13 protein-coding genes and 1 pseudogene are annotated in these 19,530 nt (G+C 62.6%); 7 read left to right on the forward strand and 7 right to left on the reverse strand.

Annotation, left to right across the window (positions count from 1 at the left end):
• The first annotated feature begins 52 nt into the window (after positions 1 to 52).
• The 3 genes from CRD60_RS05450 (at position 53) to CRD60_RS05460 (ending at position 3,610) form a co-directional block, all read left to right on the forward strand.
• The gene (locus tag CRD60_RS05450; protein ID WP_407923177.1) at positions 53 to 2,194 is read left to right on the forward strand and encodes a maltotransferase domain-containing protein; all 2,142 of its coding nucleotides are present in this window, start codon (positions 53 to 55) and stop codon (positions 2,192 to 2,194) included.
• A gap of 53 nt (positions 2,195 to 2,247) precedes the next feature.
• A complete protein-coding gene (locus CRD60_RS05455; RefSeq protein WP_113860287.1) occupies positions 2,248 to 2,742 on the forward strand; it encodes an inorganic diphosphatase in 495 nt (164 codons plus the stop codon).
• A gap of 298 nt (positions 2,743 to 3,040) precedes the next feature.
• On the forward strand, positions 3,041 to 3,610 hold the full coding sequence (locus CRD60_RS05460) for a manganese efflux pump MntP (protein WP_113860288.1): 570 nt from the start codon (positions 3,041 to 3,043) through the stop codon (positions 3,608 to 3,610).
• On the opposite strand, the gene CRD60_RS05465 is transcribed toward CRD60_RS05460, so the two are convergent.
• On the reverse strand, positions 3,611 to 4,474 hold the full coding sequence (locus CRD60_RS05465) for a hypothetical protein (RefSeq protein ID WP_113860289.1): 864 nt from the start codon (positions 4,472 to 4,474) through the stop codon (positions 3,611 to 3,613).
• A 239-nt stretch (positions 4,475 to 4,713) separates the two neighbouring features.
• Here CRD60_RS05465 and CRD60_RS05470 point away from each other — a divergent pair.
• The 4 genes and pseudogenes from CRD60_RS05470 to valS form a co-directional block, all read left to right on the forward strand.
• Positions 4,714 to 5,415 (forward strand): annotated as a pseudogene (locus CRD60_RS05470) (winged helix-turn-helix transcriptional regulator); the annotation flags it as partial.
• A 306-nt stretch (positions 5,416 to 5,721) separates the two neighbouring features.
• Positions 5,722 to 6,390: an endonuclease III gene (nth, locus tag CRD60_RS05475; RefSeq protein ID WP_113860291.1), complete on the forward strand. Its 669-nt coding sequence runs from the start codon at positions 5,722 to 5,724 to the stop codon at positions 6,388 to 6,390.
• Between the two features lie 77 nt (positions 6,391 to 6,467).
• Positions 6,468 to 8,006 (forward strand): ABC transporter substrate-binding protein, encoded by a 1,539-nt coding sequence (locus CRD60_RS05480; protein WP_113860292.1) that lies wholly within the window; start codon positions 6,468 to 6,470, stop codon positions 8,004 to 8,006.
• 80 nt (positions 8,007 to 8,086) lie between these two features.
• The gene (gene valS, locus CRD60_RS05485) at positions 8,087 to 10,837 is read left to right on the forward strand and encodes a valine--tRNA ligase (RefSeq protein ID WP_113860293.1); all 2,751 of its coding nucleotides are present in this window, start codon (positions 8,087 to 8,089) and stop codon (positions 10,835 to 10,837) included.
• Positions 10,838 to 10,949: 112 nt separating this feature from the next.
• Here valS and CRD60_RS05490 read toward each other — a convergent pair whose 3' ends face one another.
• The 6 genes from CRD60_RS05490 to CRD60_RS05515 all read right to left on the reverse strand — a co-directional run bounded on the left by CRD60_RS05490 (position 10,950) and on the right by CRD60_RS05515 (position 19,404).
• On the reverse strand, positions 10,950 to 12,872 hold the full coding sequence (locus CRD60_RS05490) for a hypothetical protein (RefSeq protein ID WP_113860294.1): 1,923 nt from the start codon (positions 12,870 to 12,872) through the stop codon (positions 10,950 to 10,952).
• A gap of 234 nt (positions 12,873 to 13,106) precedes the next feature.
• Positions 13,107 to 13,463, reverse strand: coding sequence for a chorismate mutase (locus CRD60_RS05495; protein ID WP_113860295.1), 357 nt, complete (start codon positions 13,461 to 13,463; stop codon positions 13,107 to 13,109).
• Between the two features lie 268 nt (positions 13,464 to 13,731).
• Positions 13,732 to 15,792 carry a transcription termination factor Rho gene (gene rho, locus CRD60_RS05500; RefSeq protein WP_113860296.1) on the reverse strand — a complete coding sequence of 687 codons (2,061 nt, stop codon included), beginning with the start codon at positions 15,790 to 15,792 and terminating at the stop codon, positions 13,732 to 13,734.
• A 322-nt stretch (positions 15,793 to 16,114) separates the two neighbouring features.
• Positions 16,115 to 17,740 (reverse strand): NAD(P)/FAD-dependent oxidoreductase, encoded by a 1,626-nt coding sequence (locus CRD60_RS05505; RefSeq protein ID WP_113860297.1) that lies wholly within the window; start codon positions 17,738 to 17,740, stop codon positions 16,115 to 16,117.
• Between the two features lie 207 nt (positions 17,741 to 17,947).
• On the reverse strand, positions 17,948 to 18,262 hold the full coding sequence (locus CRD60_RS05510) for a DUF2469 domain-containing protein (RefSeq protein WP_113860298.1): 315 nt from the start codon (positions 18,260 to 18,262) through the stop codon (positions 17,948 to 17,950).
• The gene (locus tag CRD60_RS05515) at positions 18,262 to 19,404 is read right to left on the reverse strand and encodes a GNAT family N-acetyltransferase (RefSeq protein WP_113860299.1); all 1,143 of its coding nucleotides are present in this window, start codon (positions 19,402 to 19,404) and stop codon (positions 18,262 to 18,264) included. The genes CRD60_RS05510 and CRD60_RS05515 overlap by 1 nt, the downstream gene beginning before the upstream one ends.
• Positions 19,405 to 19,530 lie beyond the last annotated feature (126 nt).

Genomic DNA, 19,530 nt, shown 5'->3' on the forward strand with positions numbered 1-19,530 from the left:
TGCCGGAGGCACTGGCCAATCAGGGCTCGACCTTACACAGGCTTCTCGTTCGATTGTTGAAGCCACGAAGGACAGTGACCACACCAGCGCACCAGGACCCCGGCCACAGGAGTTTGGAAGGGTGGCCATCCTTGGCTTAAGACCCAATCATGAGGGCGGTATCTTTCCGGCCCGTGTGGAGCTGGGAGAGGTCTTCAGGGTCAGTGCGCAGGTCCTCATGGAAGGCAGGCCGCAGGTGGGCGCCACGGCGGTCCTCTATGACCCGGCCGGGGGCAGGAGCCAGACCATACCCATGACCTGCACCAGCCCCGGTCTGGACTTGTGGGAGGCCAGACTGCAGGCAGGCCAGCACTCAGAGATCAGGCCTTGGGAAGTGGGCTTCGCAAGCCGGGTCATGCCACAGCTTGGCCAGTGGACCGTACAAATCGAAGGCTGGGAGGACAACTACCTGACCTGGCTCCATGACGCGCGAATCAAGGTTGAGGTCGGCGATGACCTTGAGAACGCCCTGCGGTCAGGGGCCGAGCTCTGCGAGCGCTGGGTCGCGCAAGGCCAGGCAACGCAGGCCCAAAGCACCAGCACCAACCCGCTGACCCAAGCCGAGGTCACTCTGCTCAAGTCAGCCATCTGCACCCTGTCCGACGGCAGCTTGGCCCCCCAGGCCAGACTGGAAGGTGCCGACAACCCGCTCATCCGGCAGCTCCACCAGAGCAAACCCCTGCGCGAAGGACTGAGCCTGAGCCGCCCGCTGGCCTTCAAGGTCGAACGCCCCAAGTCGTCCTTCGTCTCCTGGTATCAGTTCTTCCCCCGGTCCGAAGGGGCCCAGCGGAATCCTACCAGCGGTAGGATTGTACCCGGCACGCTCAGGAGTTCCATCTCCGGGCTGGAACGGGCGGCGGCCGAGGGATTCGACATGGTCTACCTGCCACCCATCTTCCCCATCGGCATCAGTCATCGTAAGGGCAAGGACAACAGCCTGACCGCCGGGCCCGAAGACCCTGGCTCCCCCTTCGCCATCGGTTCCCAACTTGGCGGCCACGACACCGTGGACCCGGCCCTGGGAACCATGGAGGACTTCAAGGTCCTGTGCGCCAAAGCCCATGAGCTGGGTCTGGAGATTGCCCTGGACTTCGCCCTCCAGTGCTCCCCCGACCACCCCTGGGTCAGGGAGCATCCCAACTGGTTCCACCACAAGCCGGACGGGTCCATCGCCTTCGCGGAGAACCCGCCCAAGAAGTACCAGGACATCTACCCCATCGACTTCGAGGCGGACATGCCTGGCATCGAGCGGGAGGTCGAGAGGATTCTTGAGCTGTGGATCGAGGCCGGAGTCACGGCTTTTCGGGTCGACAACCCCCACACCAAGCCGGTGCGCTTCTGGCAGGAGGTGATTGCCCACACCCAGTCCCGGCACCCGGAAGTCCTCTTCCTGGCCGAGGCCTTCACCCGTCCGGCCTTGGTGCGTGCCCTGTCTCTGGCTGGCTTCACCCAGACCCACTGCTACTTTCCCTGGCGCAACAGCAAGGCCGAGCTGGAGGAATACCTGGTCACGACCAACAGTGATGAGGCCTACTACCAGCACAACAGCTTCTGGCCCACCACGCCCGACATCCTGACCGCCTACCTGCGCGACAACGGGGTGGCAGGCCATGCGGTCCGGGCAGTCCTGGCAGCCTTGGGTTCGCCATCCTGGGGCATCTACAACGGCTACGAGCTCATCGAGAACCAGCAAAAAGCAGGGTCCGAGGAGCAGGCCGACAATGAGAAGTACGAGATCAAGGTCCGGGACTGGGGCCAGACCGGCCGGTATGGCATTGCCGACCTGTTGACCTCCCTCAACACGATCCGCCGGGAACACCCGGCCTGTGGGAGCTACCACAACCTGTCCATCCTGGAGAGCGACGATCCGAACATCCTGGCCTTCGCCCGCCACACACCGGCTGAGCTGACCCCAAGCGGCAGGGCAGACACCCTGATTGTGCTGGTCAACCTGGATGGCAGGCAGGCCCACCAGGCCACCGTCAACCTTGAGGCGGCGGGCCTTCCCGGAGAGGGGCCCTTCGCGCTAAGGGACGAACTGACCGGTCAGGTCCAGGAATGGGAAGCCCGGCAGGCGGTCTCCCTGGATCCATGGTCCAGAGTCGCATGGGTTCTGAGCGTCGTCCACGAGTCTGATGGGCCGGCGGCTCGGTAGGCCGCAGAGTAGAGTGGATACGGTAGCAATCAACCTTTCACAAGGAGACTGATATGGCAGAAACATTCAATGTCGTCGTCGAGATTCCCCGCGGATCCAAGAACAAGTACGAGGTGGACCACGAGACCGGCCGCGTCTTCCTGGACCGGACCCTCTTCACCGCCATGGGCTACCCGGATGACTACGGCTACATCGATGGCACCCTGGGCGAGGACGGCGACCCGCTGGACGCCCTGGTCATGATCCCCAATTCGGTCTTCCCCGGCTGCGTGGTCGAGTGCCGCGCTGTTGGCCTCTATCACATGGTCGACGAGGCCGGTGGGGACGACAAGGTCCTGTGCGTGCCCGCCGACGTGCGCTTCGACGACATCAAGGATGTAGATGATGTCTCCGAGTACCACAAGGCCGAAATCAAGCACTTCTTCGAGCAGTACAAGGCCTTGGAGCCCGGCAAGGAGGTCATGCCCGGCGACTACTGGACCAACGCCGAGAAGGCCGAAGCCGAAATCGTGGCCGCCCGCCAGCGCCTGGCCGACAGCGAGCAGTGACTGGGGCCGGAACCCAGCAGGCTCTGGCCTGACGAGCCAGCAAGTTACCTGCCATGCTCGCATCCAGAGTCATAAAGTCCGCCCCCGGTTTCCATGCTCAACACGGCATGAATGCTGGGGGCGGGCTTTGCTATAGTCGGTTCAGTAATTGAACGACATGCGAACGGCATTCGCTAGGAATTCAAAGCTGGTGCAGTTGGTCAGCAGTTCTATGTCGGTATCCACCAGGCGTAGGCGGTAACCCCGTCGAGGCCCATCCCGTGGGGAACCGATGGGATGAACCCTTGTGTACCACCGTATGATCATAGAAATACTGCTTATCTCCCTGTCCGTATCCATGGATGCCTTCGCCGTAGCCATCGGCAAGGGGCTCACCGTCAAGCGGGTCAGGGCCCAGGATGCCCTCAAGACCGCCATCTGGTTCGGCGGACTCCAGGCCCTCTTTCCCCTCCTGGGCTTCTTTCTGGCCAGCCGTTTCAACCAATACCTGGACCAGGTCGACCACTGGATCATCTTCATTCTGCTGGCCCTGATCGGCGGCAATATGATTCGTGAGGCCTTCGGGGAGGACCAGGAGAATCTCAAGGAAACTGCCAAGTTCGACTGGCGGCACATGCTGCCCCTGGCCGTGGCCTGCAGCATCGACGCCTTCGCCATCGGGGTCAGCCTGGCCTTCATGGACGTCAACGTCATCTTCGCCATCGCCACCATCGGTCTGGTGACAGGCGTCCTTTCAGCGGCTGGACTCTACATGGGGCGGTTTGTAGGCGCCCGTTGGCAGACACCCGCACAGATCGCCGGCGGCCTGATGCTCATATTCATCGGCCTGAAGGTGCTGCTGGAGCACCTGGGCTTCATCGCCTGGTAATCAGACCAGCAGGGTGGGCAAGAGCCCCGCGGCCGGGGGCAGCACACCGGCCAGCATGACCGGCAGCAGGCCCATGCCCAACCAGGACCAGGGTGTCTGCACCACGGAGTCCTCAGCCTGACGCCACCAACGGCAGGAGGCCAGGAGCAGTAGCAGTTCAACAAGGATTCCCACCGCCAGGGAGATGATCATAATCCGCCCGACAGGACCGTTGGTAACCATCACCACAGGCCAGGGGACGACCAGGCTTCCCAGGAGCGACCAACCGGTGGCGCAGATGCAGGCCACGGCAGCCATGAGGGTGCGGGAGAGCGAGAGCACCAGTCCTGAGCGGTCCTTACGGAGCATCTGCTGCAGGAAGGCCGCGATGATGGCCACAACAAGCAAGACCACGAAGGCCTGGGCCCAGCCGATATACCAGCCTTCAGCACCTGAGGAGCGGTTGGCCTTGGCCAGGACTATTTCAAGGAACAAGCCGGCATAGCCTACCACCGGTCCAACCACCCGTTCCGATATCTTCCCGCCCATGGGCCAATAGACGACGAACAGCAGGATCATAACCACCGAAGCGGTCTGCCCCAAGAGCTGGGAGATGTTGGCGACCCGACCCAGCAACAGTGAGGTCGCCAGGACCAGGACCACCAGGAGCAAGTAGGCGATCAGTTGGGTGAGCGCCACTGGCAGGGCCGACCTGGAGACTTGGATGCTCGGGGGAATTGGGGCGTCGCCGGCAGCGGCGCTCTCAGCCGTCAGGTCAACGCTGGGAGTGGAATCAATGTCAGGCACGGCCCCTGGGCCTGTACCGACTGCTGCCTTAGCCTCGGTATCCGACCCGGCCTCCATATCGGATCCTGCAAGCCTCATATCGTACCTCCATACGGCCTAGCCGTATCACATCTTGGACACTTCCCGATTCCCAGGCAACAGCACACTTTCTGACCCTAAGAACAGTTACTGCAAGCCATTCTAACCGCATGTGTCCACAACCATCGTCTAGAATGAACCAAACACCAATGAGGGTCATAGGCAAGAAGCCTGTACTGCGGGCCGCGGGCGCACCGTGACGGCAAAGACCCTCGCCTGGGCCCACGAAGGGCGGGTTCATGACCGATATTAGCTTGATGACTTCCTGTGACGACCCTGCCTCGGTGCTGCCCTCGCTGACCCTGCTCTCCCACCGGATTCGCGTCCTACCCATGGATGCCGCCAGCCTGGTCAAGATGCCGGAGAACACCATCCTCCTGATGGATGCCCGCGAAGACCTGGCAGCAGCCAAGACCCTATGCAGCCTCATCAAGGCCTCCGGCCTGTCGACTCCCATCCTGCTGGTTCTGACCGAAGGTGGCTTTACGGTGGTCAACCACCAGTGGGGCATCAGCGACGTGGTGGTTCAGACCGCCTCCCCCGCCGAGGTTGAGGGACGCCTGCGCCTGGCCTTGGAGGGCGGCAACAGCCTGAGCGAGGTCGGCGGCGAGGCTGAGCGCATCCAGATACAGAAGAGCAACGGGCGCATCTGCTCTGGCGACCTGGTGGTGGACACCAACAGCTACACGGCCAACCTCCACGGCTACCCCATCGACCTGGCCTATAAGGAGTTTGAGCTGCTCAAATACCTGGTCCAGCACCCTGGGCGGGTCTTCACCAGAACACAACTCCTCCAGGAGGTTTGGGGCTACGACTACTACGGCGGCACCCGGACGGTTGATGTGCACATCCGTAGGCTGAGGGCCAAGTTGGGTAGCGAGTATGAGCACCTGATCGGCACCGTGCGCAATGTCGGCTACCGCTTCGACCCGGACGAGGGTCTGATGGATGGAACCGACGGCAGCGCCGGCAATAGCGGCCGGGCCGAACAAGGCGAACAGAACCGCCCGGCCCAGGCTGCGGCAGGGAAGAAAACCGCCAAGGGCGCCAAGAACAGTAAAGACACCAAAGATTTCGCAGACAGCGCGAGCGCGCCGATAGCATCAGCCCCAAAAGCGGCAGCGGACTCAGCTAGCGACCACGAGGCTTGAGCACGCACAAGACCTCCCTACACATGCCCCCACCCCTGCGGATTCGGTTATAGACTCGTGGGATATAAGAAGGATGAGCCCGGAGAAGAGAGAAGCATGGCAGCCGAATCCAAGAAGGCGCGTATAGCCCGTATGCACGAGGAGTACGCCATCCTCTGCCAGGAGATACCCGCTCCCAAGAGCGCCTTGAATTTCAATTCCCCCTTCCAGCTGCTGGTCGCCACCGTGTTGAGCGCCCAAACCACGGACAAGCAGGTCAACAAGGTCACTCCGGCCCTCTTCAAGGCTTTCCCCAGCCCTGCGGATCTGGCCGCAGCCACGGTCGGGCAGGTCGAGAACCTGACCCATTCCTTGGGTTTTTATCGGTCCAAAAGCAAGCATCTGGTCGAATTGGCCGCGCAGTTGGAACGCGATTTCGGAGGCCAGGTGCCCCACACCATGGGGGAACTCACCTCCCTGCCGGGAGTGGGGAGAAAGACCGCCAACGTGGTCCTTGGCAACGCCTTTGGCATTCCCGGTTTCCCTGTCGATACCCATGTGATCCGCCTGACCGGCCGCCTACGCTGGCGGACCGACTGGCGCTCGGCCAAGCCCGATCCGGTCCATATCGAGGAGGAGATCACAGCCTGCTTCCCCGCCGAGGAATGGACCGACCTGTCCCATAGGCTGATCCTGCATGGCCGGGCCATCTGCCATGCCCGCAAACCTGACTGCGCCAACTGCCCCCTGAACGACAGCTGCCCCAGCGCCGGTATGCTTGGTTGAGTGATCCTGCACGACTTGAGGCTCCTTACCATCAGGGTCAGGGTTCACCGGGAGAATCAGCAAAGGGAGGTCATGATATGAGCGGAAGTCACGCGGCCGGTCACAAACGGAGTGGATTGGGCACATGGTTGGTGTTCCTGCTGATTGCGGCCTTGCTCACACTCCTGCTCCTGCTGGGCTGGTCCGTAGGGACCGGTCATCTATCCACTCTGCTGGCCCCCGGCAAGGAAGGCAAGTCCCTGAGGGTGGGAGTCAGGTCCATACCCACGAGTCTTGATATTCGCAAGGAACAGGACAAATCGGTCGAGCAGATTCTCTTAGGCAACGTCTACGAGACCCTGGTAAGCCGTGACGAGCAGAACCAGCTGAAGCCCGGCCTGGCCAAGGAGTGGAAGGTCTCCGACGACGGTCTGACCTACCAGTTCACCATGCGCAATGGCCTGCATTTCTCAAATGGTCATAGTCTCACAGCCGAGGAGGCGGTCAGCTCGCTCAAGGCGACCGTGGAAGGCCAGTATCTGGGAGCCTCCGAATTGGAAGGTCTGGCCAAGGTCAGCAATAGTGATGACCAGCATCTGACCATCAGCTTGAGCAGGCCCAGGCCGGGTCTCCTCAGGGCACTCAGCGGTCGAACCGGTATAGTCTACGACAAGGCCAACAGTGACTATGGCAAGACGGCAGTGGGGTCCGGCCCCTTTACCGTCAGCGACTTCTCAGCCGGACAGACCATCGGCATGGCCAAAAACACCTCATATTGGGGCAAGCAGGCCAGTATCGACAAGCTGGCCTTCCTCCATTACACGGACAACGCCGCCATGTCCAAGGCCCTCAAGGAGGGCAAGATTCAGCTGGCCATTCCACAGGCCAGAGAGATGAACGACAAGCTCTTCACCGGCACCGGGCTGCAGGTCCGTAGCGGCCAGACCACGGAGAAGGTCCTGCTGGCCTACAACAGCGGCTCCAACTCGATATACGCCGATGAGCATATGCGCCAGGGCACCCGTCACCTTCTCGATACAGCTTCCATCGCCTCCTCCCAACCCGATGCCGCAGGGCCTCTGGGCGGCCCCATCAGCCCGCTGGAACCTGGTTACGAGGACCTGACCGGCCTCTTCCCCTTCGACAAGGACAAGGGACGCAGGCTCTTGAGCTACTTTTCCAGCCGTTACATCGGCACCCTGGATCTTCTGGTACCCCAGCCTTACCAGAGCCTGGGCGAGACCATCAGCCAGCAGCTTCAGGACAATGGTGGCCTATCGGTCAAGATGGAGGTCCTCAGTCAGGAGGCCGTCGAACAGCGCATGGCCGACGGCCTTTACACCCTTGCCCTGATGACCATGGACCAGCCCGAGGATACCGACATCTTCGCCGGTGACTCCATCCTCCACTACCAGAACCGCAGGGCCCAGGACCTCTATGAGCAGGTCATGGCCGCCAGCAACGACCAGGCCTACCAGGAGGCGCTCAAAGCCTACGCCAGGGAAGTCAGTCAGAACGCCGCCAGCGACTGGCTCTACACCCGCAAGAGCCTGGTCGTGGCCAGCGGCAAGCTCCATGACTACCCCGTCAACATGGTCGACGAGCGGCTCCCCCTGGCGGCAATCCGTATGGACTGACTGGCCCTGCCCACAGGCCGACCAACATGCCTGCCCGGACCCGGGCGCGCTTGTCACCAAGGCTTTCTAAACTTGGCTTCATGACTGATCAGGACAATATGAGCATCCACGCCGACCTGACCCCCTTGCCGGACAAGGTGGGCGTCGACGGGCTGGAAGACAAGTGGCGCAAGACCTGGGACGAGGAGGGCACCTACAGGTTCCGCCAGACCCGCGACCGCAAGGCCGTATACTCCATCGACACCCCGCCGCCGACCGTCTCCGGCAGCCTGCATGTGGGTCATGTCTTCTCTTACACCCACACGGATGTGATCGCCCGCTTCAAGCGCATGCGCGGCTACGACGTCTTCTACCCCATGGGCTGGGACGACAACGGCCTGCCCACCGAACGCCGGGTGCAGAACTACTACGGCGTGCGTGTGGACACCTCGCTCAAGTATGATCCCGACTTCAAGCCCCCCTTTGAGGGAACCGACGGCAAGAAGCTGGATGCCCGCGACCAGGTGCCGATCAGCCGTAAGAACTTCATTGAACTGTGCGAACGCCTCACCGCCCAGGACGAGGAGCGTTTCGAGGAGCTCTGGCGGTCCCTGGGCCTTTCCATTGATTGGGACCAGACCTACCACACGATCGGCGAACACCCCCAGCGGGTGGCCCAGAAGGCCTTCCTGCGGAACCTGGCCCGTGGCGAGGCCTACCAGCAGGAGGCTCCAGGTCTCTGGGACGTGACCTTCCAGACCGCCGTGGCCCAGGCCGAGCTGGAGAGCCGCGAATACCCCGGCTTCTACCACAAGATCGCCTTCCATTTCGAGGACGGTACGCCGATCTACATCGAGACCACCAGGCCTGAGCTTCTGGCCGCCTGCACGTCTTTGATCGCCAACCCCGAGGACGACCGCTACAAGCCCTACTTCGGGCAGACCGTCTCCTCACCCCTCTTCAAGGTCAAGGTGCCGATTCTGGCCCATCCGGCGGCGGAGATGGACAAGGGCGCGGGCATCGCCATGTGCTGCACCTTCGGCGACGTGACCGACGTGGAATGGTGGCGCGACCTGAAGCTGCCCACCCGCTGCATCATCGGCCGCAACGGCCGGATCCTCTCGGAGACCCCCGACTGGATCGAGGACGGCGAGGGCCGTGCCATCTACCATGAGACAGCAGGCAAGACCAGCTTCTCGGCCCGCAAGATCATTGTGGACCACCTGCGCGAGTCCGGGGACATGGAGGGTGAGCCCACCCCCACCAAGCGCATGACCAACTTCTACGAGAAGGGCGACAAGCCCCTGGAGATCGTGACCTCCCGCCAGTGGTACCTGCGCAATGGCGGCACCGACCAGCAGCTGAACGCCGAACTGATCGAGCGGGGCAAGGAACTCAACTTCCACCCTGACTTCATGCGGGTGCGCTACGAGAACTGGGTCCACGGCCTCAACGGCGACTGGCTGATCTCCCGCCAACGCTTCTTCGGCGTGCCCTTCCCCCTATGGTACCCGGTGAACGAGGAGGGCGAGGTGGATTACGCCCACCCCATCACCCCCTCCGAGGACATCCTGCCCATCGACCCGTCCACTGACGTGCCCCAGGGCTACGAGGAGTCCCAGCGTGACCAGCCTGGCGGATTCACGGCCGAGCAAGACATCATGGACACCTGGGCCACCTCCTCCCTGACCCCCCAGATCGTGACCCACTGGGCCGAGCCCGACCAGGCCAGCGAAGAGCTCTTCAAGGCCACCTTCCCCATGGACCTGCGCCCCCAGGGCCAGGACATCATCCGCACCTGGCTCTTCTCCTCCGTGGCCCGCGCCCACCTGGAGAACGGCTGCCTGCCCTGGTCCAACGCCACCCTGTCGGGCTGGATCCTGGACCCAGACCACAAGAAGATGTCCAAGTCCAAGGGCAACGTGGTGGTCCCCGACCAGCCCATCAAGGAGTACGGGGCCGATGCGGTGCGCTACTGGGCCGCGGCCGCCCGCCTGGGCCTGGATGCCACCTACGACATCGGGCAGATGAAGATTGGTCGGCGTCTGGCCATCAAGCTGCTCAACGCCAGCAAGTTCGCCCTGGCCATTGGCCGCGAGGATGAGCAGCACCATGTGGGCGCCGCCGCCAGCGCCGATTGGAATCCCACCGATGTGACCGAGCCCATCGACCGCTCCGTCATGGCGCGGCTGGCCCAGGTGATCGACCAGGCCACGGCTTCGCTGGAGGCCTACGAGCATTCCAAGGCCCTGGAGGTCATCGAGACCTTCTTCTGGCTCTTCTGCGACGACTACATCGAACTGGTCAAGAACCGGGCCTATGGCACCGCAGACATCAACGGCCAAGCCCCCTCCCCCGCCTCCGTCCTGTCCGCACGGACCACCCTTGGGCTGGTTCTGGATGCCTTCGTCAGGCTCCTGGCCCCCTACCTGCCCTTCGCCAGCGAAGAGGTCTGGTCCTGGATGCATGAGGGGCAGGAGTCCGTCCACCGGTCCGCCTGGCCGACCTCCGCCCCCTACACGGCCGCAGCCCAGGGCGCCGACCCGGAGACGCTGGTCTGGGCAGGCAAGGCCCTGGCCGAGCTGCGCGGCTTGAAGTCCCAGGCCAAGGTATCAATGAAGACCCCGATCCTCTCGGCCACCCTATCGGTGCCGGCTGAAGGACTTGATGCGGTGCGCTCCTCCCTGGCCGACATCCGCGAGGCTGGCCGGGTCAGCGGCGACCTCAAGCTTGAGACCCAGGCCGGGGCCGCCGATTCCTTGGCGGATGCCTCCATGGAAGCCGGTGGGGAATCCATCACGGTCGCCCAGAGTGAATTGGGGGAACCACCGGTCAAGAAGCCCAAGAAGTAGCCTTTCAGGGCCTAGGCAAGAGTTTGGGGCTACCGGCATACGTATGCCGGTAGCCCCAAACCATATCCGCGCGTCATCATGCGGTCGGCATGACGTTGATCCAGAATCCTTGCTAGCCCTGCGCTATCACCATCAGAAAGTTGCTGGAGGCAGTGTGGCGGTTCAAGGGTGTAAGGAAATCCGACCCCGTCATTCCACCGTTCCCAAGACTCCCGCCAGCTTCCGCACCAGCCTGGAGGGCGTCAACAAGCACCGGTGAGGGCTGACCGGGGGCAGGCATGAGGGCAAGGGCGGCGGCATCCAGCTGCGCGGACGCGTCGGCTATGCCGACCATCTGGTCAACCATGTCCGAGGAATCCACAAGGCCAGCGACAGCCTGCCCCTCACGCTTGTCGGCGTCAAGACCCAAGGGCCCAGCCAGGGACCGGGCAGGCATGGCAGCCTGTGACAGCAACCTGGTCACCCCAGGCGACACACTGGTCTGCCGGGACGACAGTTCATCCGCGGAGCCGTCCGAACCCTTGCCCTGCTGGGATTGCGCCGTCAAGAGTTGGGCGACCTTCTGCCAGGCTTGCGCCTGCCCTGTATGCTCCCTGGCAGCTGCCAAGGAGTCCAGGCCGGCCTCCACCTTACGCCAATTGTCCTTGAGGGCATCATTGCTGGCCTTGCCTGCTTCGGTCTGGGCCAGGGCCTGCGCCTTCAAACCAGCGGCCCCACCAGCGCTGCCGCCCGTCAGAGCGCTCAGGTAGCTGGTATAGGAGTCGGTATAGGCCATGGAGTATGGAATCATGGCGTTCTGCAATTGGTCCTGGCCGCTCTTGTAGTCCCGCTCCCCCTGAGTCAGTTGGTCGCCGGACCATCCTCTGGCCCTCTGGGCCATCCCAACGCTGCCCCGTCGCTCAATCTGCCTGACCGCATCGTCGTAGGCCTGGGCCGCACCGTCATGCTCGTGGGCATCACTCATGGCATTCACCGCATTGGCCAGGTCGTCGACGGCCCGGGAGAGCGGCGTGTCGCCCTTAAGCTCACCGGCGGCCCCCAGGAGGGCCGACATCTGAGTGCTGGAACCGATGGAACCACTCAAATGGTCGGTATAGGCCCCCACATAGGCGGACATGTAGCCTAGAAAAGCCTGCTGGTAGTCCTGGGTCTTCTCGCCGATGGCCTTGGGGCTTTGCGCATGTTCCTGATCCCGCAGGGCCTTCAGTTCCTCAATCAGGGCCCTGTCCTGCTTGGAGACACCCCCGGTGGCCTGGTCAGGCAGCTGGTGGGCCTTGCCGGCCAGGGACCGCAGGCCCTCCACCAACTGCCCTGGGTCCTTGGCATCGACCGAGGCCAGTAGGAAGGAGCCCATGGAACAGTTCCTGGCGTCAAAGAAGAAATCGAACCGGGTAGGCTCTTGACGCTTGCCGACCGCGATTGCCAGCAGCTGCCCCTGCCGCCTGCTGACGACCGCGCCCGGGCTGGCGGTGATGCCATCGGTAACGCTGGTCGGCACCGTGAACACGACCAGGGGCACAGGCCCAGGCTGCGCGGATTGGGCGACTACCGGGTTGGGTGAGACATCAATATGGACATTGACGAAACCATTGGCGCCCGTGATGCGGTCTCTGGGCACCTGCGGCCCATCCAGATTGTAGGTGACCTTCAGCCTCCAAGGAGCTTGCTTGAGTCCGGGCCTCACCGAACTGGCCGTCGACAGCTTGCCGCCCTCCGGGACCTGCATGGTACGCGGCGTGGCCTTGCCCTGATCATCCAAGCCAAATTCGGTGATGGTCCCGGGGGCTTTCGCCTCAATGTCATCGGTAACGAACAACCGCCCCATGCGACCATGGCCATCAGCCAGGGTCATGACAGTCTGGTCCTTGCGGTAGTCGACCGGGGAACCGTCCACTGCCAGGGCAAGCGAACCCTGGAGTGGCTCCTGGGGACCCGGAGCGGCGGAAGCCGACAGGGCCAGGGGCGCAGCCGCCAGCAAGGCGAGGCCTACGATAGCGGCGCAGGCACGCTTGGCAAGCCCACTGGGTGACAGCATGACACTTTCTCCCTGCTCTAGCTATGGTTGACTACCGCCGAAACTGATGTGAGAATGCGAACCCAGGCCGGACGGCGGGTTGCCCCTCATTTCCCCAGTGCATTGTACTCTCTGGTGGTTCACGAAGCCGCTTGCCCTCACCCTGCGTGCTCGGTATTCGCAATATGCGTAATGTGGGCAAGTCCTGGGTCCTATGGCTTCAGGGCCGTACCCTAGCGGTGGGATGATGGGGTATTAGCGTATGGACTCGGCGATGTCCTGGTGACGCCGCTTGGCCGCTTCGGCGGCAAAACGCCGGTAGTCCTCCGCCAGTTGGGGGTCAAGACCTGCCGCAAGGGCAATGGCTCGGAAGCGTACAGCTTGGACCTGCTCACGCTGGGGGTCCTCCGGGGCGAATCCTGCCTGGGCCTTGAGCACACCTATCTGCCGGGTGCATTTGAATCGTTCGGCCAGCAGGGCCAATATGGCTCCGTCGATGTTGTCAACCGATGCCCTCAGCTGCCCGACTTCCTCCACCAGGCCCGCGATCTCAGGGTGGGCCGCTGCCTGCCGCTCGTCAATGGTCGTATCCTGCCAGTCATCCTTCGTCATGCCTCAAGCCTAGCGCCAAGGGCGGTCCAGGCCTCACCCGTACCCCCCTCCCATAACCACCCTCCGGCCCCGGCCCAACTCCTCACCCCAACCCGGCTCACCCCACCGGCAAGTTCCGGTGCCTCCTGACGGCAACATAGGGTTCTTGTCATCGCACTTGAAGTTGGGGTGAGCCGGGCAAGGGGGTGAGGAGCGAAGATATGACGAAGCCGGATACGTGAGTATCCGGCTTGTGGAAGGCAGGTATGAACCTGCAGGGGCCTATGGCTTAGTTGCCACTCTGCTGAATGATGGCGGCGAGGAAGTCCCGGTTGGTGGAGGTCTTCTTGAGCCTGGGGACCAGGGTCTGGTAGGCCTGCTCAGGCTCCAGGCCACCCAGAAGACGACGGAGCCGGTAGATGATCGGCAGCTCGTCCTTGGGGGTGATGAGCTCCTCGCGGCGGGTGCCGGAGGCATTGACATCAATGGCCGGGAAGAGACGCTTGTCAGCCAGCTCGCGGGAGAGGCGCAGCTCCATGTTGCCGGTACCCTTGAACTCCTCGAAGATGACCTCATCCATCTTGGACCCGGTCTCCACCAGGGCCGAGGAGATGATGGTCAGAGAGCCGCCGTTCTCGATGTTGCGGGCGGCGCCGAAGAACTTCTTGGGCGGATAGAGGGCCTGAGCGTCCACACCACCGGAAAGGATGCGGCCGGAGGTCGGAGCGGCGATGTTGTAGGCACGGGCCAGGCGGGTCATGGAATCCAAGAGGACCACCACGTCCTGCCCCAGCTCCACCAGTCGCTTGGCGCGCTCGATGGCCAGCTCGGCCACGGTCGTGTGGTCGGAGGCGGGGCGGTCGAAGGTGGAGGAGATGACCTCACCTTGGACGGTCCGCTCCATATCGGTGACCTCCTCGGGCCGCTCATCCACCAGGACCACCATCAGGTGGACCTCGGGATTGTTGGTCGAGATGGCGTTGGCGATGTTCTGCAGGGTGATGGTCTTGCCGGCCTTGGGCGGGGAGACGATCAGGCCACGCTGGCCCTTGCCGATGGGGGACACGATGTCGATGAGGCGACCGGTGATGTTGTTGGGTGCGCTCTCCTGGCTGAGGCGCTCCTGCGGGTAGAGGGGGGTCAGCTTGGAGAAATGCTGGCGGCCGGCGGCCTCCTCCACACTCATGCCATTGATCGTCTCGATCGAGTGCAGGGGCACGAACTTCTGCCGCTGGTTGCGGCGGTCACCCTCACGCGGGGGGCGGGTGTAGCCCTGGACGGCATCGCCCTTGCGCAGGCTGTACCTCTTGATCTGACCCATGGATACGTAGACATCGTTGGGCCCGGGCAGATAGCCGGAGGTCCGCACGAAGGCGTAGGAGTCGAGCACGTCGATGATGCCGGCCACAGGAACCAGATCAGCCTCCTCGCGGTGGGAGTCGTGCCGACCTTCCCGCTCGGAACGGTCCTCATAATCGTAATCACGGTCTCGGTCGCGTCCGCGCATACGGCGGTTGCCGTAGCGGTCGGCACCGTTGGCGTGCTCATGGCCACGGCCACGACGGGCCATGCCGTGATCGGCCGAAGACCCTTCACCATGGCTTGACTGCTGCTGGGCCTCATCATCAGGTAAGGCGGAAAGGATGTCATCGAGATCCCGGACCTCCTCCTCGGCGTGGCGGGACTGACCCTCATTGCGCCGCCGGCGGCGGGGCAGGTCATCGTCAGCAATCCGACGGGTGCGACGGCCCTGGCCCTCATTCTTGGAAGCGCAGCGGTCATTGCCGTCGCGGTCAGACCGGATGGCCTGACGGGAGCGGCCATGTCCCTGGCTTTCGGGCAGGTCCAGGTCCAGCTGATCCAGAAGGGTATCGGGTTGAACCTTCGTCTGGCGCGAATCCTGGGATTCCTCCCCATCATGACCTGCGGAGGCTGAATCCGACCTGTTCTCGGAACGGCCTGAGCGACTGGTCGCAGCGGAGCTGTCAGCGGTTGGTCGGGTACGCTGCCGACGACGGACCTCAAAGGGCTGGTTACCGTTTCCCTCACCGTCCGAAGGCAGGTCCTTGTCATCGGCTCCATGGGCCGGCGCAGCAGACGCCCCGGCCTCTGTGCTCTTCGCCGCCCGCCCGGCATGCTCAGCCGCCTGCGTGTCCGCACCCGAAGATGCCGGGCTTGCTGCCGCCTTGACAGTGACACCCTCCGGCGCCTGTCCCCCGTTGCGGGCTGCCTGAAGCGTAGCTATAAGGTCAGGCTTACGCATCGTTGACGTGCCCCTCAGCCCCATCTGCTTGGCGAGCTGCTTGAGCTCAGGCAGTTTCATGTCTTCAATATTCTGGCTTGTTGCCACTGGTATTAGCCTTTCCTTGGCCCTCTCTTCGGCAGAGCCTGAGAGCTATATGAAAAAGATGCGGAGTATACCCGCAGATGAATGTTTGGCATCATGAACACATGACCGCCAAACCTGTACTTACTGTACAACTCCGGTCAGACCAGCGCAAAACCGGCGTGCCAGAACGCTCCCGATGGGCCTAGGGGAATTGGTCGTAAACAAGCGAGCCCAGACCAAAACTTGGTCTGGGCTCGCCATGGCAAACGCCGCTGTTCCGATTGCCCGCACAGTGTCAGGGCCTGTTGCGGCACTGATTCCTAGGCGCCGTCAGTTCACCGGCTCAGCCTTTCTTGCTCTCATGGTAGGACTTGTCGGTGTTGACCGACCAGACATTGCGCTTGGAGGTCTTGCCGGTCTTGATGTTGTCGACGGCCTCGATGGCGGTGGCCATGGAGTGGTCCTGGTTGTTGTAACGGTGCTGGCCGTTGCGGCCCACGCAGTAGAGATTGCCGAAGGAGTCCAGGTATTCCACCAGCTCGGGCATCTGGGCGTAAGTGTCGAAGTAGGCCGGGTAGGCCTTCTTGACGCGCTCACGGTGGGAGTCGAGCACATCCTGCGGGCCATTGATGATCCGCATGCGGGTCAGTTCCTTGATGGCCAGCTGGGTGGCCTCCTCATCGGAGAGATTCCAGAAGTCGTCGCCCTCCTCGCAGAAGTATTCGAGGCCGACCCATACGGTGTTGTCAACATCTTTGACCAGGTAGGGGCTCCAGTTGTTGAAGACCTGGATGCGGCCGACCTTGTAGCCAGGGTCCTGCACATAGATCCAGCAGTCCGGCACGATGGGTGGGTTGCCCAGGGTGGGGATGTCGGTGGTGTTCTTGATACGCAGGTGCTTGACCAGCAGGCCCACGGTGACGAAGTCACGGTAGGGCAGGCCGTTGGCAACGGTCTTCATGTCGGCAGGAACCAGGCTCTTGCCCTCGCCGGTCTCGGCCACGGCTCCCTTGGCCGCATCAAGGGCGTTGACCAGGTCCTTGATGGGCATGGAGGAGATGAACTGGTCGGCCTTGAGTTCCGTGGCCTTGCCATCGGAATCGCGGTAGATCACGGAGGTGACCTGGCCATGCTCCTGGCGTATCTCAGTCACCTGGGCATCGGTCAGCACCTTGACACCGGCCTGCTCGCAGTTCTCCTCAACGGTCTCCCAGAGCTGCCCGGGGCCCAGCTTGGGGTACCAGAACTCCTCGATCAACGAGGTCTCGACCTCCTGGTTGGAACGCTTCTTGGGCAGCATCTTATCAATGGCGTTCTTGAGCACGGCCACCACGCTCAGACCCTTGACCCGCTGGGCACCCCAGTCGGCGGAGATCTCTCTGGGGTGACGGCCCCACAGCTTTTCGGTGTAGCCCTCGAAGAACATGGAGTAGAGCTGACGACCGAAACGGTTGATGTAGAAGTTCTCCAAGTTGTCTTCGGGCAGCTTGTGGAACATGGACTTGAGGTAGGAGAAGCCGGCCTTCATGGTCAGCTTGAAGCCCAGGGCCTTGAAGAGGCCTGGAGACAGGGAGATCGGGTAGTCCAGGAAGTGACGGTTCCAGAAGATGCGGGAGATGCGGTGGCGCTTGAGCATGACCTTGTCGGTCTTCTCCGGGTCCGGGCCACCGGGTTCCAGATCGTGCTCACGGCCGAGCTTCTTGTCGTCGTAGGAGGGGGCACCCTGGAGGGGCAGCACGTTCTTCCACCAGTCCATGATCCGCTCATCCTTGGAGAAGAAGCGGTGGCCGCCAATGTCCATACGGTTGCCGTTGTGCTTGACAGTCCGGGAGATACCGCCGAATGCGCGGGTGCCTTCCAGCACCGTCACATCAAACCGGTCGGCTCCGCCGTCCTTAATCAGTTCCCAAGCAGCGGTCAGACCGGCGGGTCCACCACCGATAATCACCACAGATTGCTTTTCGGACACTATAACCTCCTGAAAATCCAACAAATCACAGTACAGCATACGCGGTCAGGCGCACGAACAACAGCATTGGAATGACATGTACACCAATACAACCCAAACAGCGGTAAGACGATGGGGCACTCCGCCGCCAATCCGACCATTCCTGGTGCGGAACCGTTGATACAACGCTAGTGTGCAGCCCGCCTGTACACATCTACGGACAGCTTGTTAACCAATCGACTCGGGAATGTCTATATCGGACTTCTGCACTTCCTCCACGTTGACATCCTTGAAGGTAACAATACGCACGTTTTTGACAAACCGGCTGGAACGGTAGACATCCCAGACCCAGGCATCGGTCAGTCTGACGTCGAAATAGACATCCTGGCCGGCTGAACGGACATTGAAATCGACCTTGTTGGCCAGGTAGAACCGGCGTTCGGTCTCCACCACGTAGGTGAAGAGTTTGATGACGTCACGATATTCCTTGTACAGGGCCAGTTCGGCCTGGGTCTCGTAGTTGTCAAGATCCTCGGCGCTCATCACTTCCCCTTCTGTTCGGCAGAGTTCTCATCCTCGTGGGCATCCTTATGCTTCCGCCCCAGATTACGCCACCAGGCGGCCTTGGAGGGCTTACGACTCTCAGGGGTGAGCCAGCGGGCATCTGAGCCATCATCCTGCTGCGCGGGCTGGGAGGCGAGGGCGGCCGGCTGTTGCTGGTCTGGCGAGGGTGCGGATTGTGGGTCCGCCACCTGCTCCGGCGCTATGGCCGGTCCCGCTGATGAAGCAGTCCCGCCAGCCACCTGGCCAGCCGTGCTTCCAGGAGCCCCCACCGCTTGATTTTCCTTGCTGTTCTGACGATTGGCCTGGAGCTCCTGCGAATCGGCCAGCTTCTGCCGGAGGGCCAGGGAGTGCTCCCGAGCTGCCAGGGCCTCGCGCACACCGGGGTTCTCCTCGATCACATGCATGCCGAAGGCATCGAGGGATTGGATGGGGTCGTATTCATCGACCAGGGAGTCCATAACAATCAGGTCCTGGTATTTGTCGTTCTCCGCGTCCCACAAGGCGTCACGGGAGGTGCCGGAGGGCACGAACCCCAGGGACTGGTAGACCGAGAGTGACCGGGCGTTCTTTTCGGGAACCGCCACCCAGATCCGGTGGAGGCCCAGGCCGACCGGCTCACTGGCGAATCCATAGGTCATGACCCTGGGCATGGCGTCGCGCGAATAGCCACGCCCCCGGTAGTCCTTGCCCAGGATCACCTGGATGCGGGCCGAACGCCCCCAGCCATCGATGTCGATGAGAAAGACCATGCCGATGACATTGCCGGTGCTCGTAGCATCAGACTGGCCGTCGCCATCATGGTCACTATCCGTCTGTATGGCCCAGGCCACGGTACGGCGGGATTCCGGGTCGCCCCCACCGGTATCGGAGGAAGCCTTCCCGTTGACCCAGGCCACGGACCGACGGACCCAGGCTCGAACAGCCAGGCGCTCGGAAGCCGGATCCTTGCCGGTTATGGTCGAGGCATTATGGAAGGCCTCAAGCTCGTCCAGGAGGGGCAGGTCGGCCAGTGTGGCGGGGCGCAGGTGCACCATTTCCCCACGGATGGTGGGAATGCTTATACGTCCAGGCAAGGTTCGTGCCGTTGCCGTAGATGACGGTGATTCAGGCTTGACAGGCATTCGCTTCATTCCTCATAGACGTGTATACGATGGCGCTGGCTTCCATGCTACTCGGTAACCCCACCCAGGGGAATGCTTTCCTCTGAGCGGGTCTGGGCGGGGCACTTGCCGTGGCGGCCAGGAACG

Origin of the sequence: Bifidobacterium aemilianum, from assembly GCF_003315635.1 — a bacterium.
In the GTDB taxonomy this organism is placed as follows: Bacteria; Actinomycetota; Actinomycetes; order Actinomycetales; family Bifidobacteriaceae; genus Bifidobacterium; species Bifidobacterium aemilianum.